This is a genomic window from Clostridiisalibacter paucivorans DSM 22131 (assembly GCF_000620125.1).
Taxonomy (GTDB): Bacteria; Bacillota; Clostridia; order Tissierellales; family Clostridiisalibacteraceae; genus Clostridiisalibacter; species Clostridiisalibacter paucivorans.
The window spans coordinates 1-24,440 of record NZ_JHVL01000055.1 but is presented as its reverse complement, the minus strand read 5'-3'; the positions used below and the strand labels follow the sequence as shown (position 1 = coordinate 24,440).

The 24,440-nt window shown below is 32.9% G+C and carries 30 protein-coding genes and 1 pseudogene; 2 read left to right on the top strand and 29 right to left on the bottom strand.

Features of this window, described 5'->3' with window-relative positions; genetic code table 11:
- A partial coding sequence (gene tnpA, locus Q326_RS17410; protein ID WP_034602254.1) for an IS200/IS605 family transposase occupies window positions 1-203 on the top strand: 203 nt, incomplete at its 5' end.
- A 204-nt stretch (window positions 204-407) separates the two neighbouring features.
- Here the strand turns inward: tnpA and Q326_RS17405 are convergent.
- The 6 genes from Q326_RS17405 to Q326_RS0112995 form a co-directional block, all read right to left on the bottom strand.
- Window positions 408-830: an RDD family protein gene (locus tag Q326_RS17405; RefSeq protein WP_026895784.1), complete on the bottom strand. Its 423-nt coding sequence runs from the start codon at window positions 828-830 to the stop codon at window positions 408-410.
- 2 nt (window positions 831-832) lie between these two features.
- Complete coding sequence (gene fabZ / locus Q326_RS0113015) at window positions 833-1,264, bottom strand: 3-hydroxyacyl-ACP dehydratase FabZ (protein ID WP_026895783.1); 432 nt, start codon at window positions 1,262-1,264, stop codon at window positions 833-835.
- A gap of 21 nt (window positions 1,265-1,285) precedes the next feature.
- The gene (locus Q326_RS0113010; RefSeq protein WP_051531479.1) at window positions 1,286-1,954 is read right to left on the bottom strand and encodes a Crp/Fnr family transcriptional regulator; all 669 of its coding nucleotides are present in this window, start codon (window positions 1,952-1,954) and stop codon (window positions 1,286-1,288) included.
- Between the two features lie 225 nt (window positions 1,955-2,179).
- Window positions 2,180-2,821, bottom strand: coding sequence for a pyroglutamyl-peptidase I (pcp, locus tag Q326_RS0113005; protein WP_026895781.1), 642 nt, complete (start codon window positions 2,819-2,821; stop codon window positions 2,180-2,182).
- Window positions 2,822-2,875: 54 nt separating this feature from the next.
- Window positions 2,876-3,790, bottom strand: coding sequence for a DUF979 domain-containing protein (locus tag Q326_RS0113000; RefSeq protein ID WP_026895780.1), 915 nt, complete (start codon window positions 3,788-3,790; stop codon window positions 2,876-2,878).
- A gap of 7 nt (window positions 3,791-3,797) precedes the next feature.
- On the bottom strand, window positions 3,798-4,466 hold the full coding sequence (locus Q326_RS0112995) for a DUF969 domain-containing protein (RefSeq protein ID WP_026895779.1): 669 nt from the start codon (window positions 4,464-4,466) through the stop codon (window positions 3,798-3,800).
- Between the two features lie 322 nt (window positions 4,467-4,788).
- Here Q326_RS0112995 and Q326_RS0112990 point away from each other — a divergent pair, with 322 nt between their 5' ends.
- On the top strand, window positions 4,789-5,601 hold the full coding sequence (locus tag Q326_RS0112990; protein ID WP_026895778.1) for an alpha/beta fold hydrolase: 813 nt from the start codon (window positions 4,789-4,791) through the stop codon (window positions 5,599-5,601).
- A gap of 64 nt (window positions 5,602-5,665) precedes the next feature.
- On the opposite strand, the gene Q326_RS0112985 is transcribed toward Q326_RS0112990, so the two are convergent.
- The 23 genes and pseudogenes from Q326_RS0112985 to Q326_RS18310 form a co-directional block, all read right to left on the bottom strand.
- The gene (locus tag Q326_RS0112985) at window positions 5,666-6,598 is read right to left on the bottom strand and encodes an AEC family transporter (RefSeq protein ID WP_026895777.1); all 933 of its coding nucleotides are present in this window, start codon (window positions 6,596-6,598) and stop codon (window positions 5,666-5,668) included.
- Between the two features lie 81 nt (window positions 6,599-6,679).
- On the bottom strand, window positions 6,680-7,006 hold the full coding sequence (locus tag Q326_RS0112980) for a rod-binding protein (RefSeq protein WP_026895776.1): 327 nt from the start codon (window positions 7,004-7,006) through the stop codon (window positions 6,680-6,682).
- 29 nt (window positions 7,007-7,035) lie between these two features.
- Window positions 7,036-7,842, bottom strand: coding sequence for a flagellar basal-body rod protein FlgG (flgG, locus tag Q326_RS0112975; protein WP_026895775.1), 807 nt, complete (start codon window positions 7,840-7,842; stop codon window positions 7,036-7,038).
- A 20-nt stretch (window positions 7,843-7,862) separates the two neighbouring features.
- Window positions 7,863-8,933 (bottom strand): flagellar hook-basal body protein, encoded by a 1,071-nt coding sequence (locus Q326_RS0112970; protein WP_026895774.1) that lies wholly within the window; start codon window positions 8,931-8,933, stop codon window positions 7,863-7,865.
- Between the two features lie 88 nt (window positions 8,934-9,021).
- Window positions 9,022-10,032, bottom strand: coding sequence for a rod shape-determining protein (gene mreB / locus Q326_RS0112965; RefSeq protein WP_034602259.1), 1,011 nt, complete (start codon window positions 10,030-10,032; stop codon window positions 9,022-9,024).
- A 176-nt stretch (window positions 10,033-10,208) separates the two neighbouring features.
- Entirely contained in the window at window positions 10,209-10,466 is a 258-nt protein-coding gene (spoIIID, locus tag Q326_RS0112960) for a sporulation transcriptional regulator SpoIIID (protein WP_026895772.1), read from the bottom strand.
- Window positions 10,467-10,555: 89 nt separating this feature from the next.
- Window positions 10,556-11,293: a M23 family metallopeptidase gene (locus tag Q326_RS18035; RefSeq protein ID WP_051531476.1), complete on the bottom strand. Its 738-nt coding sequence runs from the start codon at window positions 11,291-11,293 to the stop codon at window positions 10,556-10,558.
- Between the two features lie 249 nt (window positions 11,294-11,542).
- The gene (gene spoIID / locus Q326_RS0112950; RefSeq protein ID WP_026895771.1) at window positions 11,543-12,532 is read right to left on the bottom strand and encodes a stage II sporulation protein D; all 990 of its coding nucleotides are present in this window, start codon (window positions 12,530-12,532) and stop codon (window positions 11,543-11,545) included.
- 316 nt (window positions 12,533-12,848) lie between these two features.
- Window positions 12,849-14,102, bottom strand: a complete 1,254-nt coding sequence (gene murA / locus Q326_RS0112945) for a UDP-N-acetylglucosamine 1-carboxyvinyltransferase (RefSeq protein WP_026895770.1) — start codon at window positions 14,100-14,102, stop codon at window positions 12,849-12,851.
- A gap of 43 nt (window positions 14,103-14,145) precedes the next feature.
- The gene (locus Q326_RS0112940; protein WP_026895769.1) at window positions 14,146-14,943 is read right to left on the bottom strand and encodes a YwmB family TATA-box binding protein; all 798 of its coding nucleotides are present in this window, start codon (window positions 14,941-14,943) and stop codon (window positions 14,146-14,148) included.
- 243 nt (window positions 14,944-15,186) lie between these two features.
- The gene (locus tag Q326_RS0112935; protein WP_026895768.1) at window positions 15,187-15,591 is read right to left on the bottom strand and encodes a F0F1 ATP synthase subunit epsilon; all 405 of its coding nucleotides are present in this window, start codon (window positions 15,589-15,591) and stop codon (window positions 15,187-15,189) included.
- Window positions 15,592-15,623: 32 nt separating this feature from the next.
- Window positions 15,624-17,021: a F0F1 ATP synthase subunit beta gene (atpD, locus tag Q326_RS0112930; RefSeq protein WP_026895767.1), complete on the bottom strand. Its 1,398-nt coding sequence runs from the start codon at window positions 17,019-17,021 to the stop codon at window positions 15,624-15,626.
- A gap of 25 nt (window positions 17,022-17,046) precedes the next feature.
- On the bottom strand, window positions 17,047-17,916 hold the full coding sequence (atpG, locus tag Q326_RS0112925; RefSeq protein ID WP_026895766.1) for an ATP synthase F1 subunit gamma: 870 nt from the start codon (window positions 17,914-17,916) through the stop codon (window positions 17,047-17,049).
- Between the two features lie 14 nt (window positions 17,917-17,930).
- On the bottom strand, window positions 17,931-19,436 hold the full coding sequence (gene atpA, locus Q326_RS0112920) for a F0F1 ATP synthase subunit alpha (RefSeq protein WP_026895765.1): 1,506 nt from the start codon (window positions 19,434-19,436) through the stop codon (window positions 17,931-17,933).
- Window positions 19,437-19,454: 18 nt separating this feature from the next.
- Entirely contained in the window at window positions 19,455-20,000 is a 546-nt protein-coding gene (locus tag Q326_RS0112915) for a F0F1 ATP synthase subunit delta (RefSeq protein WP_026895764.1), read from the bottom strand.
- Window positions 19,988-20,500, bottom strand: a complete 513-nt coding sequence (gene atpF, locus Q326_RS0112910) for a F0F1 ATP synthase subunit B (RefSeq protein WP_026895763.1) — start codon at window positions 20,498-20,500, stop codon at window positions 19,988-19,990. The genes Q326_RS0112915 and atpF overlap by 13 nt, the downstream gene beginning before the upstream one ends.
- Window positions 20,501-20,604: 104 nt before the next feature.
- The gene (gene atpE / locus Q326_RS0112905; protein WP_026895762.1) at window positions 20,605-20,862 is read right to left on the bottom strand and encodes an ATP synthase F0 subunit C; all 258 of its coding nucleotides are present in this window, start codon (window positions 20,860-20,862) and stop codon (window positions 20,605-20,607) included.
- A 160-nt stretch (window positions 20,863-21,022) separates the two neighbouring features.
- Window positions 21,023-21,694: a F0F1 ATP synthase subunit A gene (gene atpB / locus Q326_RS0112900; RefSeq protein ID WP_051531474.1), complete on the bottom strand. Its 672-nt coding sequence runs from the start codon at window positions 21,692-21,694 to the stop codon at window positions 21,023-21,025.
- Between the two features lie 105 nt (window positions 21,695-21,799).
- Entirely contained in the window at window positions 21,800-22,165 is a 366-nt protein-coding gene (locus tag Q326_RS17390; protein WP_051531470.1) for an ATP synthase subunit I, read from the bottom strand.
- Window positions 22,166-22,290: 125 nt separating this feature from the next.
- Window positions 22,291-22,515, bottom strand: coding sequence for an AtpZ/AtpI family protein (locus tag Q326_RS0112890; protein ID WP_026895760.1), 225 nt, complete (start codon window positions 22,513-22,515; stop codon window positions 22,291-22,293).
- 385 nt (window positions 22,516-22,900) lie between these two features.
- Window positions 22,901-23,551 (bottom strand): CoA transferase subunit B, encoded by a 651-nt coding sequence (locus tag Q326_RS0112885; protein WP_026895759.1) that lies wholly within the window; start codon window positions 23,549-23,551, stop codon window positions 22,901-22,903.
- Entirely contained in the window at window positions 23,551-24,204 is a 654-nt protein-coding gene (gene atoD, locus Q326_RS0112880; RefSeq protein WP_026895758.1) for an acetate CoA-transferase subunit alpha, read from the bottom strand. Before atoD ends, Q326_RS0112885 begins: the two co-directional genes overlap by 1 nt.
- Window positions 24,205-24,290: 86 nt before the next feature.
- A pseudogene (locus Q326_RS18310) lies at window positions 24,291-24,440 on the bottom strand (acetyl-CoA C-acyltransferase); the annotation flags it as partial.

Here is a 24,440-nt window from a genome sequence, read left to right as displayed (position 1 = left end):
CTCCACCAACTGTTGCACCAGTAGATATAGTAAGAAAGCTCAAAAGTATTTCTGCAAATGAAATATTTAAAGGCTTTCCCAATCTAAAGAAGTCTAAGTTTTGGGGTAGTGGTCTATGGAGTAGGGGATATTATGTAGGAACTGCTGGAACAGTATCGGCTGAAACAATACAAAGATATATACAAAATCAAAAGTTAGCATAATATCAATTTAAGGTGGCATCGAACCACCTTAAATTAAAGCCCTTTCATCCCCCAAGACAAGCAAGGGGGTTTTCGGGCTTTTTCTATAAAAAGAACGGATATATATCCGTTCTTTAAAACTATGAAGATGCTCTTATACATCTATTATCTATTACCAACCTGATAGAATTAAGCCCTTGTGTAAGGATATAATCAAAATACATATTAATAATCTATAACTACACTTCCTACTAATTTATCATGCCACGCCTGATTATCATCGTCTATTAATATCCATATATATCCCAAGAAAAATATAAACCCTGATATATATTTCCCTATGGTTTCTCTAATCAGCATCATAAAAAAAGACATATTCTCATTGGAGTCTTTTTTTATTACTTTCATTCCCATAGCTCTCTTACCTAATGATGTACTCTTGGTCCAAAAATATCCTTGAAGTATTATGGGCACTAAAATAGTCATAATCATAAATCCCAAATAAATGCCTAATGACGCATCACTATCTACATCCATAGATACAACCTGTAATAAAATACCCGTTATTGCAAAAATAAATGAAATTATTCCTATCAATATACTATCTATAATATTAGCTAAAAGCCTTCTTATTGGTGTAGATATCATATTTATCCCTCCTTTATTATGCCAAACATTAATGTCCCTTTACATGCTATCTCTCCATCTACATATGCTACAGCATTGGCCTTTCCTATGCCCCTTTTCATAGTTATAAGTTCAACCTCCATTCTAAGAGTATCTCCAGGTCTCACCTGCCTTTTAAATCTAACCTTATCTATACCAGTAAATACTGCTAACTTGTCTTTGTTTTCTTCCAATGTCATTACTGCAACTGCACCAACTTGAGCCATAGCTTCCACTATAAGTACCCCTGGCATTAAAGGGTTACCTGGAAAGTGACCTTGAAAAAACTCTTCATTCATAGTAACGTTTTTTATACCTACAGCCCTATTACCTTCATCCAATTCCACAATTTTATCCACCAATAAAAAAGGATATCTGTGAGGTATTATCTTCATTATTTCTTGTGTATTTAACATTTTTCCACTCCTTTGTTATGATTAATATTCCATGTATTTTTTTAATGCATCCATATCCTTTATAATTATTTTTTTCTGCTTCACATCAACAATACCTTTATCTCTAAGGTAATTAATTCCTCGGGTTACAGTTACTCTAGAGCATCCTATAAGTTCTGCTAATTGTTGATGTGTAAAGGGCATATCTATAATACCATAGTTATCTATTTCTTTCCCCTGTTGAATATAAAGCCTTAATATCATATTTACTATCCTAGTTAATGCATCGCTAAACATCATATCTCCCATTTGCAACATAACTATCCTAAACTTTCTCACAATACTATGCATAAAATATCTATAAACTTGGGGGTTTCTTTCAATCTCTTTCTCCATACTATATCTAGAGACAATTGATATAATACAATGGGTAATAGCCCTTTGAATTACTGGTGCTCTACCTCCACCAAAATAATCCATTTCTCCAAATATCTCTCCAGGCTGCAATATAAATAAAGATTTTTGGACTCCATTAGCATTAGAAATAATCTGTTTGATTTTTCCCTCTATAACTATGCCTATTAAATCATTAGAAGGTAATTCTATCACAGTATTTTTCTTTAAACCTTTATAAACCCCTTTATTCGATAATTCTAAAAAACATTCTCTCATATCATGCTGTCTATCGGCATCAAATATACCATCATACACAAAACCACTTCCCCATATTTCTAACAATTATATAATAATATATTTATGGCAAAGATGCAAAATAAAAGTTAGAAGTTAGTAGGTAGTGGTTAGTAGTCGGTGGTAGAAATCCTACGGATTTCATCATTGAACTACTAACTCATAACTTCTAACTTCTAACTTTTAACTATATTTATACCTTCTTTACCACTCTTAAAATCCACAATATATCTATTTAGTATAATATTAACAAATTTCTCCCCCTATTGTCTTTATATCTTCTCTATTTTCTACTGAGGCCTTTATAGCATATTTAAGCCCCGCCGTTATATTCTCTAAAGACATACTAGGAGTGTTCTTCTTATCTAGTACCTGTTGAGGTATAAAAGGAACATGGATAAATCCTCCCCTAATTCCAGGGTATTTCTTATCTATTAGATATAGTAATCCATACATTATATGATTACACACAAAGGTTCCAGCTGTATTGGAAACTGAAGCAGGTATTTCATTTTTTAGCATTTCCTCTACCATAGCCTTTATGGGCAATTTTGTAAAATATGCGTTCAAACCATCTTCAAATATTTTTGTATCTATAGGTTGATTCCCTTCATTATCAGCTATTCTAGCATCATCTACATTTATAGCTACTCTTTCAGGAGTAACTTGAAATCTTCCCCCTGCTTGACCTACACATATTACTATATTAGGTCTATGCTCCTCTATTAGATTTTCTAATCTATCTATAGATTTTCTAAATACTGTAGGAATCTCTTCTTTTATTATTTCTGCCCCTGCTATAGTATTTTCCAATTTTTTTACTGCTTCTAACGCGGGGTTTATCTTTTCTCCTCCAAAGGGATCAAATCCTGTTATCAAAACTTTCATCTATATACCATCCTTTCTTTAATATAAAGAGGCCTTAAAATATATTTTGTTAATTTAAAAAGCTAATATATACATAAGTGCTATATGAGTTAACAACAAAATTATAGCAAAGGGTATCTGGCTTATTATTACCCTATTTTTATTCTTAGTCTCCAATATAGCCGCTGGAACTATATTAAAGTTAGCAGCCATAGGAGTCATAAGGGTACCACAATAGCCCGCTGTAAGAGCTAAAGAGCCTGCTATAGCTGGATTTGCTCCTTGTGAATATACAAAGGGAATACCTATCCCTGCTGTTATCACAGTAAATGCTGCAAATGCATTTCCCATTATCATAGTAAATATAGCCATACCCAAACAATATGCTACTACACCAGCCAATACATTTCCCTCTGATATAACTCCTGATATACCTTCAGATATTATTTGGCCTACACCAGCAGCATTAAATAATGCACCCAATGCTGCTAATAATTGGGGCAATATACTAGCTGATCCTACTTGTTGTAACAATCTACTACCATCATATCCAACATACTTTGGATTTGCCTTGGTCATACCCAAAGCTATAATTGTTGCTGTAATAGCCCCAAAACCTAACCCTACTAAGCCTTCTAATTCTGTAAACTGAGCTATTCCAAATGCCACAACTGCTATACTAAGGGCAGGAATAAATATTTTATTACCTATTAGCTTCGATTTTTCTTCTCTGAATTTTTCATCGGAGTTTACCTGACTACCAAATTTAACCTGTTTAAATGCAGTAAGTAATCCCATAAATAACAATATGATTCCTACTATTACAGCAGGTATATATTTTCCCACAATAAATATTACAGATAATAATCCCCAAAATAAAGATGTTCCCAGTCTTGTAGGATGTTTTTTATCAGTAAATGCCATATATGCCGTAACTAAAGAAACTAACCCTGCCATTATATAAAGCCCTTCTAATAAGATATTTTTCATAGTCTATTTACCTCCTCTTTAGCCTATTATTTAGTCTTCTATCCAATAAATAATTCTGGATAACAGCATATATAAGGGCTATAATAGCCACTGGAATAGATGCCTTAGCCACATCCAATGGAATTACTTTTATGCCCAATTCCTCCAACGTTCCCACTATCAACAACACTCCTCCTGCTGCTATAAATACATTCTGACCAAAAAAGTTTCCATAATTTTCTGCTGCTGCAGAATAACCTTTGATAATCTCTATTTCTTCTTCTCCTAAATCCTCATAATTAAGTTCTGCTGCTCCCTGAGCCATGGGTAATACCAACGGTCTTATAAATTGTACATGTCCTCCCAATCTCAATGAAAGGGCTGCTGCTAATTCCCTTATCAACGTATAAAGTATAATGACCCTTCCGGCTGAGGCAGATTTTATATTCTTGATTATATTAGCTGCCCTTTCCTTAAGTCCATACCTTTCTAATATTCCTATTACAGGAAGGGTAACTAAAAACAAAGACATATATCTAGTATTTATAAATGCATTTCCTAAAGTTGATAATATCTCTGTTATATCCAATCCACTTACAAGACCTGTAGTTATCCCTGCGACAAGTACTACTGCTATAGTATCCAATTTCAATATGAATCCAATAACGATTATAAGTACACCTATTAATTTAATCACTTTTCATCCTCCTTTTAATTTTTAGAGGTATTATCCCATATACTAAAAATAATAATAAAGGGGTAACCCTCTCTATATTTTGACATTATTATTATAATTATATGTAATACCCATAACAAATTCTGTATACGGCAATACATTTTTTTATTTTTCTGACTATTTTTCTAACTTTGTCATAATAATAGTTTTGTCAAGTATGTACATATTATTATAATATTATTTAACTATATGTTCTATTGTATACAAGCACTGGGTATACTATAATAAACACAAGAGGTTTTCACTTAAAACACACTCTCACTATATAAAGGAGGAATAGAAAATGGCATATTTTTTAACCAGCGACAATGTTAAACTTTACTATGAAGAACATGGAGAAGGAAAGCCATTAGTACTTATCCACGGATGGTCTTGTAGTCACAAATTCTTTAAATTTCAAATTGATGAATTAGCTAAACACTATAGAGTTATCGCTTATGATTTAAGAGGACACGGTATATCTGAAGTTCCTGATTTTGGTGTTAATATACCTAAATATGCTCAAGACCTAAAGGATCTAATTGAACACCTTGACCTTAAAGATGTTTCACTAGTAGGATGGTCCATGGGAACAACTATAACTTTTGAATATATAAAACAATTTGGATGTGACAATCTAAATAAATTATGCTTTATAGATATGACCCCTAAACTAATAACTGATGAATCTTGGCCTCATGGTCTTTACAGTGACTTTAGTCATACTGCAAACCTTGAAATATTAGAAACCATGAACAAGGGATGGGAAGAATTCTCAAAGATATTTGTCCCGGGTATATTTGCTAAATCTGGATGTAAAGATAAAGAATTATTAGACTGGTCCTTTGAAGAGGCATTAAAAAATTCTGAAGATATAATGATTAGAATGTGGATCTCTATGAGTTACCAAAATTACTTAGATCTTTTGTCTAAAATCTCAGTGCCTGTCCTTATCACATATGGTGAAGAAAGTATGTTATATTCTGCTAAAAATAGCGAATATATGGCTGAGAAAATACCAGATGCCAAAGTTTTACCATTCCCCGTATGCGGTCATGGACTTCATTTAGAAAAACCAGAGATGTTTAATGAAAATCTTATAGAATTTTTAGGATAGATAAAAGCTTAGATGAGGTAATGTATTACCTTACATCTAAGCTTTTATTATTTTTCATTATTTATTAATATTGAAATAGAGTCAATAAATAAACTATCAATGGAATAGTCACTATACCCATAAGGGTTGTTAAAAACACTCCTTGAGATGCCAGTCTATAATCAGAATTAAATTTCCTTGAAAATATTGCTGCATTGGCTGCAGTTGGCATAGAACTAACTAGTATTAAAACCCCTTTTATAACAAAAGGTAATTCTATAAAATAAAGTGCTAAAATTATAAATACTGGAATTATTATTAGCCTAGTTATGGATGCAAACAATAAGGTTTTATTCTTAAATATCATGCTAAAATTTGCCTCTGTTAACATTGACCCAACTACAATCATAGCTATAGGTGTAGTCATAGCACCTAACATTTCTAAACTTTGATATATAGGCTTTGGTAATTTGATAGAAAACACAAATAACAAAAATCCTAATACTATAGCTATTACCCCTGGATTCATTAACGTCTTTAGCTCTATTTTTCCTTCAGCTTCAGGCTTCACCAGTACAACACCTAATGTCCACATCAATAAATTAAACCAAAAATTATATACAGCAGCATAAAATACTCCTATATCTCCAAATATAACTTGTACCAATGGATATCCCATAAAACCCACATTGCCAAATATTACAATAAATTGATATACTCCCCTTTTATAAGGGTCCTTTGTATGAAAACCCTTAATAAATGCAATAGATACTAACACCATAAATATATATAAAAAGAAGCCTATAAGCAATATTAATAAGCTATTATTAAACATACTTTTAGAAAATTTATAGCTCATTGATGTAATTATCAATGCTGGTAATGTAATATATATCATTAAATCAGACAGACCCTTTTCTATGTTTTTGGAAACTATCCCCTTTTTCCTTATACTAAATCCTACAAATAATAAAATAAATAATACCATCATCTGATTCATTATTAGATCTAGATTCAAACAGCATCTCCTCCTTCCATACCTATTATATACAATATTCCCTAAGATATAAAAGTAGAGTCCCTATGGACTCTACTTCGCTTATTTTATTCCCTTCATCTGCTCATATAACATTTTAGCCAAACCTATTCCCTGGCCTTTATTTGATACCTCTTTAGATATCTCATCAAAATACATATCTTCAAAAACATCTTTGCCCATACTCTTCTTCATAAACCCTGCTTCAGGAACAGTATCTCTCATTTCTTTCATCATCATATTTAAAAATATGGACTCGAATTCTTTACATGCACTTAATAATTCCTTGTCATTATTATACCTCTTAGCTGTCTCTATCTTTTTATCAATAGAATTATTTTTCATATATTCTTGAGTTTGTATATTTGAATTTAAATTGGTTATATCCATAAATTTACCCCTTTATTCCATCCTAAATCTTATCTCTTTAAACTATTTGCTGTTTGCATCATTTCATCCGATGCTTGAATAGACTTAGAATTTATTTCATATGCCCTCTGAGCAGTAATCATCTTTACCATCTCTTCAACTATTTGAACATTTGAGCCTTCCAGATACCTCTGAACTACCTTCCCTTTCATCTCCTCTGGGTCTACTTCAACAGGCTCTCCCGATGCTACAGTTGTACTATAAAGGTTTCTTCCTTCACTTACAAGACCTTCAGGATTCAAAAAATTAACTATTCTGAGTCTGCCAATCTCAACAGTGTCTCCATCTATATCCTTTGCAGTTATAAATCCCATTTCGTCTATATTTATATCTTCCATGCCTTCCTCTATAATTATGTAATCATCACCTTCATCTAATACATAATAGCCATCAGAGGTAACTAATGCCCCTTCATCACCATCTATACTTAATTTAAAACTACCATCTCTTGTATACATAATCTGGTCTTCATTTTCATTAGGAGGTAGTATAGCAAAAAAGCCTTCCCCATCTATAGCAATATCTAAAGGATTTTGAGTTTCAATTAAACTACCGTTTTTAAAATTCCTAGCAGTAGCTGAAGGCATTACACCATGTCCAACCTCTAAATTTACTGGTCTTCCTGAATCATCTGTTATATTTGCCTTTCTTATAGTCTCATACATTAAGTCTTTAAACTCCACTCTTTGACCCTTGTAAGAAGTGGTATTTACATTGGCCAAATTATTAGATATAGTGTCTATATTGAGTTGTTGTGCCCTCATACCTGTAGCTGCAGTCCATAATGAACGAATCATATAATTTCCACCTTTCTTAATTAAACTCTGCCTATTTCACTGACAGCCTTACCTAGCAACTCATCTTGAGTCCTTATCATACGCTGGTTTGATTCATAATTTCTCATAGCTGAAATCATATCAACCATAGCTTTTACAGTATTTACATTGGATGTCTCTAAATATCCAATTAAAACTTCTCCATCAAAGCTTGTCTCCACAGGGTCTACGCCATCTAAACACTTATATAAATTATTTCCTTGCTTTCTCAAATACTCACTATTGTCTAATTCAACTATATCTAATTTATCAACTACTTGGTTATCTTGTATAACTTGTCCACTTTCATCTAAGATAAATTCCTGATTTTGTAACTGTATAGGACCATCTTGTCCCATAACAATATATCCTTCTTTAGTTACTAACTCACCAAAATCATTTAAAGTAAAGGATCCATCTCTAGTATATAAAACTTCTCCTTGGTTGCTAACTTTAAAAAAGCCATCTCCCTTTATAGCAAAATCCATATTATTACCAGTATTTATTATATCTCCTTGACTAAAGTCTACAAAAACTTTATCAGTTCTTACACCTCCACCCATAGTACCTATGATATGGGCTGGTGGAAAAGTTAATAGATTTCCCATATCTTGTCCATTAGACATAATATGGCCTTCATTAGTTACTTCTATATTCGTATCTTCTACTCTTACTATACCCTCTGAACCCATAATATAATTTTCACCATCAGTCTTTAAATCCGTATCGTCTTTATAAAAAGTTTTTAAATATCCATCTTCATCCACTTTAAACTTTACTTCTCTACTATAGCCAATTCCAGCTGGAGTATTTACCTTAAAATACCCTACATCAGTAGAAAGGGTATAATAGTCCCCTTCTCTATTCACATCTATACCATCAAATGCCTTTTGATCCTCATAATCTGGTCTGTCATGTAATCTGCTCAAAAGCACCTCTGGAAAAGACTCCCCCACTACTCTATCTTTTTTATATCCTGTAGTATTTACATTTGCTAAATTATTAGATATCGCATCCATTCTCCTCTGATTATGCAATAACCCTGTAGTTAATGTATATATACCTCTATTCACAAGATTCACTTCCCTTACGAACTATTATTTAATAATTATATCAGAAATACAATTAATATATATAGGTATTCAGTAGCTATTGTATGAATTAAAATCTCTTTTTCCTGTTTACCTTCTGAGTTTCAAGCATCTCTAACCAATCAAGAGACTTTCCCGTACCTATTGCAACACAAGATATGGCCTCTTCTGCTATTATAGTTCTAATGCCAGTTCTTTCACTTATAAGTCTATCCAATCCATATAGTAGAGATCCTCCACCTGTCATTACCATACCCTTATCACTTATGTCCGCAGCCAATTCAGGAGGAGTTTTTTCAAGTACAGAGTGCACAGCATCAGCAATAGCTGCTACAGGCTCTTTAAGGGCTTCCAACATCTCATTAGATGAAATTTTTATAGTTCTTGGTAATCCTGAAATAAGATTCCTCCCCCTTACTTCCATATGATTTTCTTTTGCCCTTGGATATGCAGTACCTACATTGATCTTTAAATCTTCTGCTGTTCTCTCACCTATCATCATATTATGCTTTTTCCTCATATATCTTACTATAGCTTCATCAAATTTATCTCCTGCTATTTTTATAGATTGACTTACAACTATACCCCCTAAGGATATAACCGCAACATCTGTAGTTCCTCCACCAGAGTCTATAACCATATGTCCATCTGGCTTTGTTATATCTAATCCTGCACCTATAGCAGCTGCTATGGGTTCTTCTATAAGATATGTCTTCCTTGCACCAGCTTGATTACTAGCATCTACCACAGCCCTCTTTTCTACTTCTGTTACTCCGCTAGGAACACAAACTATAATTCTAGGCCTAAAAAGCATTCTACCTGCCGCTTTATTTATAAAATACTTCAACATTCTTTCAGTTATATCATAATCAGAAATAACACCATCTTTTAATGGTCTTATAGCTACAATATTTCCTGGGGTCCTTCCCAACATCATTCGTGCTTCTTCTCCAACTGCCAATAGCTTGTCTGTATTTTTATCAATGGCAACCACTGAAGGTTCCTGAAGTACTATTCCTTTTCCTTTTATATATACAAGTACACTGGCTGTTCCTAAATCTATACCCATATCTGCCCTCATATTAAACACAGTACTTACCTCCTCTTATAATCTATTTATCCAATATCTTTAAACTATTCTAAAGATTGTTTTTCACAAAAGCACACCTTTTTATTTATTTCTATATAATACTCCAAAATCCTCTATTATTAAACAAAAAATATTATCCCTTTTTTAATGGGGATAATATTTAAAAATTATTCTGCTTTAAGGGTCTCATATTTTAATTTTGTTGCCTTACCTCCCCTTATATGTCTTTCTGCTTTGTTTTTTTCTAATACTTTTTTTACTTGTACTGAAATCAGAGGGTTTATCTTGGGAAGACGCTCGGTGACATCTTTGTGTACTGTACTCTTACTTACTCCAAAAATACTAGCAGTTTGTCTGACTGTGGCTTTTTCCCTTATTATATAGTTTGCTATCTCCAGTGCCCTTTCTTCTATGTAATCTTTCATTTATTAGGCTAACCCCCTTTGATCTTTAATAGTCTTTTTTACATTATTATGCTCTTATTCTTAAGATTAGAACATTTTTAGATATATACTCATTTCTTTACAATAGGTAAATATTTTGCTGGATCTACACTGTTACCATCTTTGATTACTTCAAAGTGAATATGGGGTCCCTGATGCATTTCAAATCCCATCGCTTTTCCAACTCCGCTTATAACTTGACCCTTCTTAACCTTTGCTCCTAATTTAACCATCTTATCAGTAGATAAATATGCATATTTAGTAACCAATTCATTTCCATGGTCTATAGTTATAACTATTCCCATTTCATTAGTATTTTTTATGTCTTCAATCTGTCCATCTAATGCAGCCCTTACAGGTATTCCCTCTTCTGACTCTATATCTATTCCTTCATGAGTAGTCCATTGTTCCAATGTTTCAGAGTATATTAACTTGTCCTTTACATATCCCACCGATATTTTCCCATTTACTGGTAAAACCATTGATTGATCCCTATGCTCTTCTTTTTTCTTGGCCTCACTTTTTTGTACAACCTTATCTTTTGCTGAAATATTATCTTTAAAATCAGTTCTTGTTTCAACAGAGTCTTCTTTTTCATATTTAAACTCATCAGCCATAGTATAATTATCTTTATACTCTAAGTCTTTATTTAGTTCAGACTCTATGGATTTCTCTATATCTTCATTTCTTTCAACATCTATATCAGAAATCCATAATCTACTGATAACTATAGCTATAACGAAAACAAACAAAGCAATATAGAACCTTTTCTTTATTATCACTTTTTTTGCAATTTTCTTTATATCCATGTATCTCACCTCCGCACTTTTAATTACATTTATATTATTTCCATTCCTAGAATTTTAATACATCTATATATAAAATATAAAAAATTTATTGGATACTATTGGTTCTTGGTTCTTAGTTCTTAGTTCTTGGTTCTTAGAATATATTGTGCTATTACTTGTATTTTATGTAATAACAAAAAAATAGTAGTTCGTAGTTTAATGATGAGAACTGTAGGATCTCTGCTTATCCCATCAACTACGAACTACTAACTAATACATTTTCTTTATCTTTACACCCGTATAATAGTGTTTAAGTATATCTACATATGTGGAGCCTTTGTTTGCCATACCATTGGCACCCCATTGGCTCATTCCTACTCCATGACCATATCCAATAGTATCTATTTTTATTTTATCTTCATCGGAAAATATAGATATAGTAAAATTAGTAGAATTCAATTTAAATATACTTCTAATGTCTCTTCCTGTTAATACACTATTATCTATTTGTATCTTTTTTATTCTTCCAGTGTCACTCCTCTCAAGTAGTTTTATCTTCTCTGCTATATTACTTTTATTTATCTTTATTGACGGGTAAAAAGTTTTTATTCTATTGATAAATTCATTCATGCTTAGTTCTATTTTACCCTTAAGCTTAGGTGCCCCTTCTTCATATGGGCTTGATACTGATCTTAAATAAGGTAATTTTGCTGCAAAAACCTCTTCAGAGTCTTCTGTCATACCTCCACTGGTAGAATGAAATAACGGCTCTATTGGCATACCATTATAAGTTATCACTTGGCCTGATGTTTCATCTACTGCGGATTCTATTTTAGGCCATAGGTTTTCTATCCAATCCTCAGAATGGAGGCTCTCTAGCCTTTCTCTAGATAGCCATGCTTGACAATGCACATCGTTACATAATGGAGCCTGTGGATGATCTGGATGACCACCTCTGTATTTTTCTATTCTATACATTGCATATGTCCTAGCAGCTACAGCTTGAGCCTTCAATGCCTCCTTATGGAAATTCGCTGGCATTTCTGCTGCTACTACTCCTTTTATATATTCATCAAAACCCATTTCTATTACTTTGTCTTGAGATATATCATAGATATGTACTATTTCAATGCTTTCTTTTTGTTGGGGGACTTCCTCCTCGATATCTCCTTTATGCATACCACACCCTTTTATTAATACTATTGGTAAAAATATTAATATACATAACAAAAAAAATATATATATGCCTAATGTTTTCATAAGACCCCTCTTCCATGGTTTTATAGTTTCCTCACTTACATAATATGAAAAAAAGACTATACTTATGAAAAATATTTTTCAGATTAACTACAACAATAAGACAATTTCCCAGGAAATAATATATTTTTCTTTCAATATATATTATTTTCGATAAACAAAAAAATTTAAAATGATGGAAAATAGTTAACAGTTAGTAGTTAGTAGTTGATGGTAGAAATCCACAGGATTTCATCATTAGACTACTAACCGATAGCTACGAACTACTAACTATTTTTCTCTTTTATAAATAAAAAAACCTCGAAATAAATTCGAAGTTTTAATCATATTTTCTATATATCTTTGCCCCTAACCGTGATAGCTTATCTTCTATATCTGTATATCCTCTATCTATATGATATATATCATTGATCTCTGTAATCCCTTCAGATACAAGTCCCATAAGTATGAGTGCTGCACCAGCTCTTAAATCTGTAGCCTTGACAGGTGCTCCTAAAAGATTATTTCTTCCTTGTATTATTGCGCTCCTACCATCAATTTTAATATCCATTCCCATTCTTCTTAACTCATTTACATGCATAAACCTATTTTCAAATACTGTTTCTATTATGACACTGGTACCCTCTGCAACTCCCATAAGAGCCATAAACTGGGCTTGCATATCTGTTGGAAATCCAGGATAGGGCAATGTCTTTATATCTACTGCCTTTATTCTATCGCCCCTCACTATCAATTTGTCACCATCTTCTACTATATCAACCCCAGCTTCTCCCAGTTTTGCAATAATAGACTTTATATGGCTAGTAAGTACATTTTCTATAGTTATTTCTCCTCCTGTTATAGCTGCTGCTACCATGAAAGTACCTGCTTCTATTCTATCGGGTATTATAGTATGTGTGGCTCCTGCTAATCTTTTAACTCCCTTTATCTTTATTGTATTAGTTCCTGCACCCTTAATATCTGCACCAATTTTATTTAAGAAATTAGCTAAATCTACTATCTCAGGCTCCTGTGCCACATTCTCCAAAACCGTTTCTCCTTCAGCCATAGTAGCTGCCATCATTATATTTTCAGTGGCTCCAACACTGGGAAAGTCTAAATATATCTTATCCCCCACTAGCTTTTTTGCTGAGGCCTCCACATATCCATGGCCTACTTCAATATCTGCTCCCAATGCCTTGAATCCTTTTAAATGTAAATCTATAGGTCTACTTCCTATGGCACATCCTCCTGGCATCGATACTCTGGCTCTTCCCATCCTTGCTAAAAGAGGTCCCATGACCAAAAAAGAAGCTCTCATCTTTCTCATCAACTCATATGGTGCTTCAAAATTATCTATAATAGCTGAATTTATGTGTATTTCTTCTCTAGATATCCTTTTTACATCTGCTCCTAAAGATGCTAATACTTCACATATTACATCTACATCCTTAAGTGGAGGCACTTCTTCCAATACACAATTTTCTGTAGCCAATAAAGAGGCGGCTATCACTGGAAGGGCTGAATTCTTAGCTCCACTTATTCGTACATTACCTTTCAATGGTGGACTCTTTTCTACTATAATTTTAGGCAAATTTATTTCCTCCCTTTATGTCGATTAAAAATGTAATTCCCAGTTAACTAATAATAGGAGTTCCTATCCAAAAGTATGTTTTGTCTTCATATTCATTATATCTAATTTCAATACTAATGTTCATTTTTTTATCCCCAGTAAATATATGTTTTGGTATGTTGTGGGAATAAGCTGATACAGATATAACATCATCATCACAGTATTCTTCTATCTTTTTACCGTCTATGCTACTTATTATCTTAGATACTTTAAGATATCTTTCTGCGTCTTCTATATCTCCAGAAACATTTCCTATAATATATTTAGTTTTTTCTGGTATTACATCAAACTCTTTAAATACACAATCTACATTTTTTTCTAATTCATCTAATTTGTTCTGTGTCAATACTGTATCCCTATTAATTAATTCTACAAATAAATCTGTCTCTTTGAATTCCCCTTCATCGGAAGAATATGTGGTTACTATAGCTGTAATTTTATTTCCTAAATTATCTATTCCACAGATTATAGCTTGTCTCTGCTCATCTCCATCTTCAATATCTAATGTATAACCTTCTTCATTTATATCAACCCTATTATTATTATTCAATCTTTCTCCTTTTATTTTTAAGGTATTAACTAAATTATTTGCTAATTCGATTAAATCCTCAGAAGCAAGAAACTCTTCATTAATTTTGCTATTCCCTTTCACATTAACTTGGACCAATTCTGACTCTGTCACATTAAAGCCCTTTATTAAAGCTCCTTCCGACTCCTCATAGCCATCTGTCCCATATACATAGTTTACCATAGATAGTGTAATTATCAATATTAAATATAATGACATTTTTTTCTTATTCATATCAATACTCCTCTCTATAATATATTTATAGTAACTATAAGGGAAGAAAGCTTATAGCAAATATATTAAAGGGGGACAAAAATATCTTGCCACAATTCTTCTTCCCTTATTTAAAGTATTGACATGAATTAGGTTGTATTATACTAATATTTTTAAAAATTTTAGATATTTTTTTAAAAAAATGAGATGGTTTCTTTGTAACAAAGAAACCATCTCATTCTTAACTATATCTAAAAAAAATATTTATTTTTTATTTCCTAAATTTATCCTATTTATTGCCTTTTTCAATGCTATTTCTGCCCTCAAAGTATCTATATTTGAATCATTACTTTGAAGTCTTTTTTCTGCTCTATTTTTAGCCTTCTCTGCTCTATCTACATCTATTTCTTCAGGCCATTCTGCTGCATCTGTAACTATAGTGGTCTTTTCTGCTGTAACCTTTACAAAACCTGTAGCTATGGCAGCTTCTTTAGTTTGATTGTCTTGTTTAATCTTTAATCTCCCTATAGAAAGTTCAGTAACCAAAGGGATATGATTATACATGATACCTAAATCTCCTTCTTTACCTCTTACAATCAACATCTCTACGTCTTCTTCAAAAAATTTTCTATCGGGAGTCACTATCTCCAATTTAAACTTTGAGGCCATTATTTTACCTCCCTTTTTACATAAAAGCTATTTTATTTCATGCTTTTAGCCTTTTCAACTGCTTCTTCAATAGTTCCAACAAATAAGAATGCAGACTCTGGCAAATCATCATGTTTTCCTTCTAATATCTCTTTAAATCCTCTAACAGTTTCTTTAATAGGCACATATTTACCATCTATACCAGTAAACTCTTCTGCAACTGTAAATGGTTGTGACAAGAAACGCTGGATTCTCCTAGCCCTTGCCACAGTAATCTTATCTTCTTCAGATAATTCATCCATACCAAGAATAGCTATAATATCTTGAAGCTCCTTATACTTTTGAAGTACCTCTTGTACTTGACGAGCTACATTGTAATGCTCTTCTCCAACTACAGCAGGGTCTAATATCCTAGATGTAGATTCCAATGGATCCACTGCAGGATATATACCTAGTTCAGATATTTGACGTGAAAGAACTGTAGTAGCATCCAAATGGGCAAATGTCGTTGCTGGAGCAGGGTCAGTCAAGTCGTCGGCAGGAACATATACCGCTTGAACCGATGTAATAGAACCCTTTTTAGTTGATGTAATCCTCTCCTGTAATTGACCCATCTCTGTAGCCAGTGTAGGTTGATAACCAACCGCACTAGGCATACGACCTAACAGTGCCGAAACTTCAGATCCAGCCTGGGTAAACCTAAATATATTATCTATAAATAGCAATACATCTTGACCTTCCTGATCTCTAAAATGTTCTGCCATTGTAAGTCCTGTAAGACCAACACGCATTCTAGCTCCAGGTGGCTCATTCATCTGACCAAATACCAAAGTAGTTTTATCTAAAACTCCTGAATCTTTCATCTCATAGTATAGGTCATTACCCTCTCTAGTCCTCTCTCCAACACCTGCAAATACAGATAAACCACCATGTTCTGTGGCTATATTATTTATAAGTTCCTGAATAAGAACCGTCTTTCCAACTCCTGCACCTCCAAAAAGACCTATCTTACCTCCCTTTGAATACGGTGCTATAAGATCTACTACCTTTATTCCTGTTTCAAAAATTTCAGTAGATGTTTGCTGTTCTTCATAGGTAGGTGGGTCTCTATGTATAGGAGATGTCATTTTAACCTTTGGCGGATTTATTTCATCTATAACTTCACCCAATACATTAAACATCCTTCCCAGTGTCTCTCTACCAACAGGCACTGTTATAGGGGCACCTGTATTTATGGCATCCATACCCCTTACTAGTCCATCAGTAGAATCCATTGCAATACATCTAACTGTATCATTTCCAGTATGTTGGGCAACTTCGGCTATTACTTTACCGTCTTTACCCTCTATTTCAATGGCATTTAATAATTCTGGCAAGTTTTCTTCATCAAATTTAATGTCTACTACAGGACCTATAATCTGAACTAACTTACCTATATTCTTTTCAGCCATCCATTTCAACTCCTTTCAATATTAACTATTTAAGTGCTTCCGCTCCTCCAACAATCTCTGATATCTCTTGAGTTATGGCTGCTTGACGAGCCCTATTATATTTAAGGTTTAACTTTTGAACCATTTCGTCAGCATTATCGGTAGCATTTTCCATTGCGACTCTCCTAGCTCCCTGTTCACTTACAGAAGATTCTACCAATGCCCCATAAATAGAGCTCTGTATATATTTTGGTATTAGATAACTTAAAACTTCTTCAGCAGAAGGTTCGTATTCTATTAATGCCCTTTTCTTATTTTCCTCATTACTATTTTCTCCAGTTATCTTCTCTGCAGGTAATAATTTCATAATTGTAGGTTCATGGGATATGGTACTTATAAATCTAGTATATACCAGATTTACCTCATCCACTTCTCCATTCTCATATAACTCTGTTACTATATTTCCTAGCTCTATAGCTTGGGAATATTGAGGGTCTTCAGATATACCAATTATGTCTTTTTCTATGTTATAATCTTTTCTCTTAAAAAAATCTCTTCCTTTTTGTCCTGTTACCATTATTGCTACATTTTCTTTATTATCTATCTTATTATCTACCATTCTAGTAATATTACTATTATATCCTCCACAAAGACCTCTATCCGATGTGATTACAAGGTAGCAAGTCTTTTTAACTTCCCTCTTTTCCAAAAGTGGATGCCTTATCCCTGTAGTTGAAGCCAAAATATCTTGTATACTCTCAACTACTGTATCAAAATAAGGCCTTGTTTTTTCCAATCTAGATTTATATTTGTTTAATTTAGCTGAAGAAACAAGCTCCATAGCTTTAGTTATCTGTCTTGTATTACCTATACTTTTTATTCTTCTCTTAATATCTCGTATTCCGGACTGAGCCATGGTTACACCTCCTATCAGCTAAACTTCTTCTTAAATTCTTCAATAGCTTCCTTTAATTTCTCTTCTATTTCCTCTGTAAGTTTTCCATTTTCTATTATGCTCTTTCCTATATCTGGATATTTGTCATCCATAAATACATAGAATTGTTTTTCAAATTCTTTTATCTTATCTACTTCAATATCAGAAAGATAATCATTCATAACTACATACACAATCATAACCTGATGTTGAACAGGTACTGGCTCATATTGAGGTTGTTTCAATACCTCCATAATCCTTTCCCCTTTAGCCAGTCTATCCCTTGTATCTTTATCAAGGTCTGAACCGAATTGAGCAAATGCAGCCAATTCCCTATATTGAGATAATTCTAATTTCAATTTACTTGAAACTTTTTTCATGGCCTTTATTTGAGCAGCTCCTCCAACACGAGATACTGAAAGTCCAGCGTTTACTGCTGGTCTTTGTCCAGAGAAAAACAGCTCAGATTCCAAGAATATCTGACCATCAGTTATGGAAATAACATTTGTAGGTATATATGCAGAAATATCTCCAGCCAATGTCTCTATAATAGGCAATGCCGTTATAGATCCTCCACCATTTTTTTCATTTAACTTAGCCGATCTCTCAAGAAGTCTTGAATGAAGATAAAATACATCTCCTGGATATGCTTCCCTTCCTGGAGGTCTTCTAAGTAACAATGACATTGTACGGTATGCAACGGCATGTTTAGATAAATCATCATATATTATCAATACATCTTTTCCATTAAACATAAATTCTTCACCTATGGTAACTCCTGCATAAGGTGCAATATATTGTAATGGTGCCAATTCACTGGCTGTAGCCGATACAACTATGGTATAATCCATAGCGCCTTTACTATCTAAAGTCTCCACTATTTTTGCCACAGTAGAGTTCTTTTGTCCTATTGCTACATATATACATATAACGTCTTCACCTTTTTGATTGATTATAGTATCTGTAGCTATTGCAGTCTTACCTGTCTGCTTATCTCCTATTATAAGCTCCCTTTGTCCTCTTCCTATGGGGAACATAGAATCTATAGCCTTTATACCTGTTTGTAAAGGTTCATTAACAGATTCTCTAGTTATAACTCCTTGGGCCTTAGCCTCTACAGGCCTATATTTATCAGTATCTACAGGTCCCTTTCCATCTATAGGCTGCCCTAAAGCGTTTACAACTCTTCCTATCATTGCATCTCCAACTGGCACTTCAACTATTCTTTCTGTTCTCTTTACTACATCGCCCTCTTTTATATTTTTGTCAGAGCCAAGAAGTACACAGCCTACATTATCTTCTTCCAAGTTTAGTGCCATACCATATACTCCATCGGTAAATTCCAATAATTCACCTGCCATACACTTTTCCAGTCCATGGACCCTGGCAATTCCATCACCAACCTGGATAACAGTTCCAACATCTACTACATCTAATTTGTTTTCATATCTTTTTATCTGTTCCTTTATAACCAGACTAATTTCTTCAGGTCTAAGGTTCATGCCATTCTTCACCCCTATCTATATTACTTTAAGATTCAACAAATCTTCTCTTAAAGATTCTATTCTATTCTTAAGACTTCCATCTATAACCTTATCACCAATTCTGAGCATTACTCCTCCAATTATGCTTTCATCAATTATATTTTTAAGTTGTACTTTTTTATCAAATTTCTGTTCAAGCATATTTTTAAGTTTATTTAGCTCATTATCTTTCATTTTAACTACAGTAAAGACCTGGGCTTTAACCAAATTTCTCTCTATTTCCACCAGTTTTTTATATTCATTAAATATATTTTCAACACTATTTATTCTCTGCTTATCTATAAGTAGATACATGAATCCCAATAATGTGTCACTGATTTTCCCTTCATAGATAGTCTTTATCATGTCCTTTTTTTCTTCGGCGTTAAGTTTAGGAGAAGATAATAATGCCTTAAATCTTTGCTCCAAATTTATACTTTCTATAAAACCCTGAAAGTCATTATATAATTCATCTATTGAATTATTCTCCTTAGAAAGCTCAAAAAATGCCTCTCCATATCTTTTAGCTACTAGTTCTTCCATTGTTCAACCCTCATCTCTTCTATAAATTCATTGATGAGCTTTTCATGATTATCTTTATCAAGTTCCTTGTCTACAAATTTCGTTGTAGCAAGTAATGTCATATCTACTACTTCTTCTTTGAGATCTTCTAAGGCCTTTCTCTTGGTTCTCTCTATTTCTACATTGGTTCTATCCATAATCCTCTGTGCTTCTAATTGAGCATCTTTTATTATTTCTTCTCTTCTAGCTTCTGCCTTATTTCTATAATCATTCAAAATCGCCTCTCCCTCTTTATTTATATCAGCGATTTTAGCTTCATATTGTTTTCTCAAAGTCTCTGCTTCATTATTTTTTCTATCTGCATCTTCTATCTTATCCTTTATTCCTTCAGTTCTATTTGTCATAAACTCAGTAACTGGTTTAAATAGAAAATGTCTTAAAAGTAAGAATAATACTAAAGTATTTGCTATCTGAAAGAAAAAATTAACATCTAACCCCACTAAGGGTGTTGCGTTATTCATATCTTAGCCTCCTTCCAAAAGGAATAAGTCAAACAAATATAATATAAACTATTATTATAGTAATTTTTCGATAAATAGGAGATGGTCCTCCATCTCCTCCTCAATTATATAAGTGGTTTAACGAATAATAGGATTAATGCAATTATTAAACCATAGATACCTGTTGTCTCTGCAACAGCTGCACCAAGTAACATAGTTCTTATAACATCACCTTGTGCCTCAGGTTGTCTTCCAACTGCTTCTGCACCTTTACCTGCTGCAAACCCCTGTCCTATTCCAGGGCCTATCCCTGCTATCGCTGCTAAACCTGCTCCTATTGCTGATGCTGCTAAAATCAAATCTTTTCCTGTAATTGAATCCATTATAAATTTCCTCCCTTCGAATTTTAAAAAACCTTTTTAAATAGACAAATGGATATACAATATCTAAAGTTTAATAATATAATCAATACATCATATATAATTTATCTTTCCATCTGTCATACCACTGTGTTTACATGTTTTTACCAAATTATTCACAATGCTAATCGTCCATTGCCATAGATATAAATACCATTGTAAGCATTACAAATATAAAAGTTTGTATTATCCCCGAAAACAAATCAAAATACATATGGGGAACTACTGGAACTAATATTGGTGCAACTTGATAGAGTAAGTACATTATAATTACCCCACCTAAAATATTACCAAAAAGACGAAAGGCTAATGATACAGGGTTGGCTAATTCTCCTATAACATTTAGGGGTAACATAAATATAAATGGTTCTGCCATACCCTTTAAGTACTTCCATAATCCATTTGACCTTATACCAAAACCTTGAATCATTATAAAGGTCATTATAGATAATGCAAATGTAGTATTTAAATCTGCGGTAGGAGGTCTAACTCCTAATAAACCTATTAAATTTGCAATAGCCAAATAAAGGGTCAACGTCCCCATATAAGATGCAAATTTCATTTTATCTGGGCCCATAGTTGTCTTAGTAAGACCATTTATTCCATCTACTACCATTTCTATGAAGTTTTGCATACCACTAGGTATCTTTTGAAAATTTCTTGTAGTAATTATAGAAAATATCACCAGAAATGCCATTATGATCCATGTAGTAGTTACACTATTTGAAACTTGGGCTCCTCCTATTATAGGAATTGATTCTGGAATAGAAAAAACATAATGCCCAGTAAAACCCATTTTGAACCTCCTTTCCTTTTGATATGTAAAATTTATTTAGAAAATGGATACGAATATGATTAAAAACTTCATAATCCACTTATCTATCGCTATTTAAAAAAAGTACTACTTCTTTCTTGTATTATCAACTATTATAACAGCTTTTATTAATAATAATCCAATTATAACAGCAAGTGGGTTTAAATATTCTGCTTTAAATCCAATTACTACAATAAGTCCCGTCAATGCATATCTTATTATATATGTGGATACTGCATATATAGTGGCTTTTGTAGGCTTCATCGTCACTGACTTTTCTATACTAATTGCCAATAGTCTAAAATTAAGTACACTGAAAATACTGCTAAATAAAAGACCTAATATCCACTGTTTTGGGTTTTCTGTAAATATAAAAAATACTAGAAATAAAATTAAGTCCGTTATCAGAAGCTTCTTTACTATACTTTTAAATATGTCATCAGTAGCTCCCAAAACATCACATCCTCAACTACGCTATTTATATAGGCATTACGTATCTATATACCCATAAATATCATGCTGTAAACATAGTCACTAAAAATATACTAAGAAGACAAAAAAATTAAACTAATACATAATTATTTTTTCTTTATTCCTCTCGTAGTAATTTTAAAAAGTGTTCTAAATGAAATTATTACTCCTACAATAGTCAATATTATTAAAAATAATATACCTGTATTCAATTTTTTGTCAATCAAATTACCAATAAATATTCCTGCTATTATCGGGGTAGCCATAGAAACCCCTATTTGAGTTACTAACGCTAAGTTTTCTAGAATACTTACTCTATTATTTTTGCCCATACTACCACTCCACTTTATCACTATAAAATCTATTAATCAAATTTAAAATAGATACGAAAAGTATATTTATTTTAGTTTATACCCCAATATACAGGATATTTATTAAATTTTACCTTATTTTTATGCGTATTACAAATTTATTAATCTTAATTCCACATATGTCTATATTACCTATATTTTAGGTTAAATAAAGTATCAACAATCTATTTATTCATTTCAATATTTATATATATTATAATAGAAATATTCTAATTTCTCAATATTTTCTATAAATATACTGTATACTTAATCTCGATTTGATTAAATGTTTTTTAACAAACAAACTTTTCCCATTATATATAAGACAAGGGTATTATTTACTCCCCTTGTCTTATATATAATATATTTATATTTCCATTTCTTTTAGATTATCATCAATAATGATTTCTGCCTCTGTAGCAGCCTTTATATCTTCCACTGTAACTCCAGGTCCTATCTCTGTTAACAATAATCCCTTATCTGTTACTTCCATTACTCCCATTTCTGTTATTATCATATCTACCTGTCCCGCAGCTGTTAAAGGCAGTTTGCACTCTTTTAATATCTTAGGATTCCCTTTAGCTGTATGGGTCATGGCCACTATAACCTTCTTTGCTCCTACTACCAAGTCCATGGCTCCTCCCATTCCTGGTACCATTTTTCCTGGTATCATCCAGTTGGCCAAATTTCCTTTTTCATCTACCTGTAACGCTCCTAATACTGTGGCATCCACATGTCCTCCTCTTATTATTCCAAAGGACTCTGCACTGTCAAAAAATGCGCCTCCAGCCTTTATTGTTACTGGTAATCCCCCTGCATTTACTAAATCCTTGTCTTCTTTTCCTTCCTCTGGTGCTGGTCCCAATCCTACAAACCCATTCTCCGATTGAAATGTCACATCCATTCCCTCTGGAATATAATTAGCTACCATAGTAGGAAGTCCTATACCTAGGTTTACCACATCTCCGTCCTTTAATTCCTTGGCAACTCTTTTGGCTATAAGCTCTTTTACGTTCATTATTTTCCACCCCCTACTATATAGTCAACATATACTGAAGGAGTCATTACATCGCTAGGATTTATATCTCCTATCTCCACTAATTCTTCTGCCTCAACTATTACTACATCTGCTGCTGTAGCCATAACTGTATTGAAGTTCTTAGTAGATTTATTATAATATACATTTCCCTTTTTATCTACTTTGGAGCCTCCAATTAATGCAATATCTGCCTTCAATGGCAATTCAAGTATATATGTTTTACCATCTATATCCATCTTTTCTTTGCCTTCTTCGACTATAGTTCCAACACCTGTTGGAGTAAGGAAGCCGCCAAGTCCTGATCCGCCTGAACGAATCCTTTCTGCAAGAGTTCCCTGGGGTACAAGCTCTACCTCTGTTTCTCCTTCATTCATCTGTCTTCCAGTCTCTTTGTTGGTACCTATGTGGGAAGCTATAACCTTCTTTACCTGTTTATTGACTACCAACTTACCTACACCATAGTCAACAAAAGCAGTATCATTTGCTATGATAGTTAAATCCTTCACACCCTTGTCAGCTAATCCATCTATTAGCTTGTGAGGGCTTCCACACCCTAGGAATCCACCAACCATTATAGTCATACCATCCTTAATATGGTCAATGGCCTCATCAATAGTAATCCTCTTATCCATATTCCCTACCTCCTTATTTATACTTCAAATCTTTAAAAATGCGGTACCAGCTATATAAAAGGTACCGCATTTAATAATAACCCCATTTATCTCTCAACTATAATTGAAGTACCTTGACCTCCACCTATACAAAGTGTTGCCAATCCTAATTTTGAATCTCTTTTTACCATTTCATGTAATAGTGTTACCAATATTCTAGCTCCTGATGCACCTATTGGGTGTCCCAATGCTATAGC

Excerpts from the sequence above, each read along its gene's own strand:
- Q326_RS17405 (WP_026895784.1), bottom strand. The coding sequence starts at position 830 with ATGATATCTACACCAATAAGAAGGCTTTTAGCTAATATTATAGATAGT.
- fabZ (WP_026895783.1), bottom strand. The coding sequence starts at position 1,264 with ATGTTAAATACACAAGAAATAATGAAGATAATACCTCACAGATATCCT.
- pcp (WP_026895781.1), bottom strand. The coding sequence starts at position 2,821 with ATGAAAGTTTTGATAACAGGATTTGATCCCTTTGGAGGAGAAAAGATA.
- Q326_RS0113000 (WP_026895780.1), bottom strand. The coding sequence starts at position 3,790 with ATGAAAAATATCTTATTAGAAGGGCTTTATATAATGGCAGGGTTAGTT.
- Q326_RS0112990 (WP_026895778.1), top strand. The coding sequence starts at position 4,789 with ATGGCATATTTTTTAACCAGCGACAATGTTAAACTTTACTATGAAGAA.
- Q326_RS0112980 (WP_026895776.1), bottom strand. The coding sequence starts at position 7,006 with ATGGATATAACCAATTTAAATTCAAATATACAAACTCAAGAATATATG.
- flgG (WP_026895775.1), bottom strand. The coding sequence starts at position 7,842 with ATGATTCGTTCATTATGGACTGCAGCTACAGGTATGAGGGCACAACAA.
- mreB (WP_034602259.1), bottom strand. The coding sequence starts at position 10,032 with ATGAGGGCAGATATGGGTATAGATTTAGGAACAGCCAGTGTACTTGTA.
- spoIIID (WP_026895772.1), bottom strand. The coding sequence starts at position 10,466 with ATGAAAGATTACATAGAAGAAAGGGCACTGGAGATAGCAAACTATATA.
- Q326_RS18035 (WP_051531476.1), bottom strand. The coding sequence starts at position 11,293 with ATGGATATAAAGAAAATTGCAAAAAAAGTGATAATAAAGAAAAGGTTC.
- spoIID (WP_026895771.1), bottom strand. The coding sequence starts at position 12,532 with ATGAAAACATTAGGCATATATATATTTTTTTTGTTATGTATATTAATA.
- Q326_RS0112940 (WP_026895769.1), bottom strand. The coding sequence starts at position 14,943 with ATGAATAAGAAAAAAATGTCATTATATTTAATATTGATAATTACACTA.
- Q326_RS0112935 (WP_026895768.1), bottom strand. The coding sequence starts at position 15,591 with ATGGCCTCAAAGTTTAAATTGGAGATAGTGACTCCCGATAGAAAATTT.
- atpD (WP_026895767.1), bottom strand. The coding sequence starts at position 17,021 with ATGGCTGAAAAGAATATAGGTAAGTTAGTTCAGATTATAGGTCCTGTA.
- atpG (WP_026895766.1), bottom strand. The coding sequence starts at position 17,916 with ATGGCTCAGTCCGGAATACGAGATATTAAGAGAAGAATAAAAAGTATA.
- atpA (WP_026895765.1), bottom strand. The coding sequence starts at position 19,436 with ATGAACCTTAGACCTGAAGAAATTAGTCTGGTTATAAAGGAACAGATA.
- Q326_RS0112915 (WP_026895764.1), bottom strand. The coding sequence starts at position 20,000 with ATGGAAGAACTAGTAGCTAAAAGATATGGAGAGGCATTTTTTGAGCTT.
- atpF (WP_026895763.1), bottom strand. The coding sequence starts at position 20,500 with ATGAATAACGCAACACCCTTAGTGGGGTTAGATGTTAATTTTTTCTTT.
- atpE (WP_026895762.1), bottom strand. The coding sequence starts at position 20,862 with ATGGATTCAATTACAGGAAAAGATTTGATTTTAGCAGCATCAGCAATA.
- atpB (WP_051531474.1), bottom strand. The coding sequence starts at position 21,694 with ATGGGTTTTACTGGGCATTATGTTTTTTCTATTCCAGAATCAATTCCT.
- Q326_RS0112890 (WP_026895760.1), bottom strand. The coding sequence starts at position 22,515 with ATGGGCAAAAATAATAGAGTAAGTATTCTAGAAAACTTAGCGTTAGTA.
- Q326_RS0112885 (WP_026895759.1), bottom strand. The coding sequence starts at position 23,551 with ATGAACGTAAAAGAGCTTATAGCCAAAAGAGTTGCCAAGGAATTAAAG.
- atoD (WP_026895758.1), bottom strand. The coding sequence starts at position 24,204 with ATGGATAAGAGGATTACTATTGATGAGGCCATTGACCATATTAAGGAT.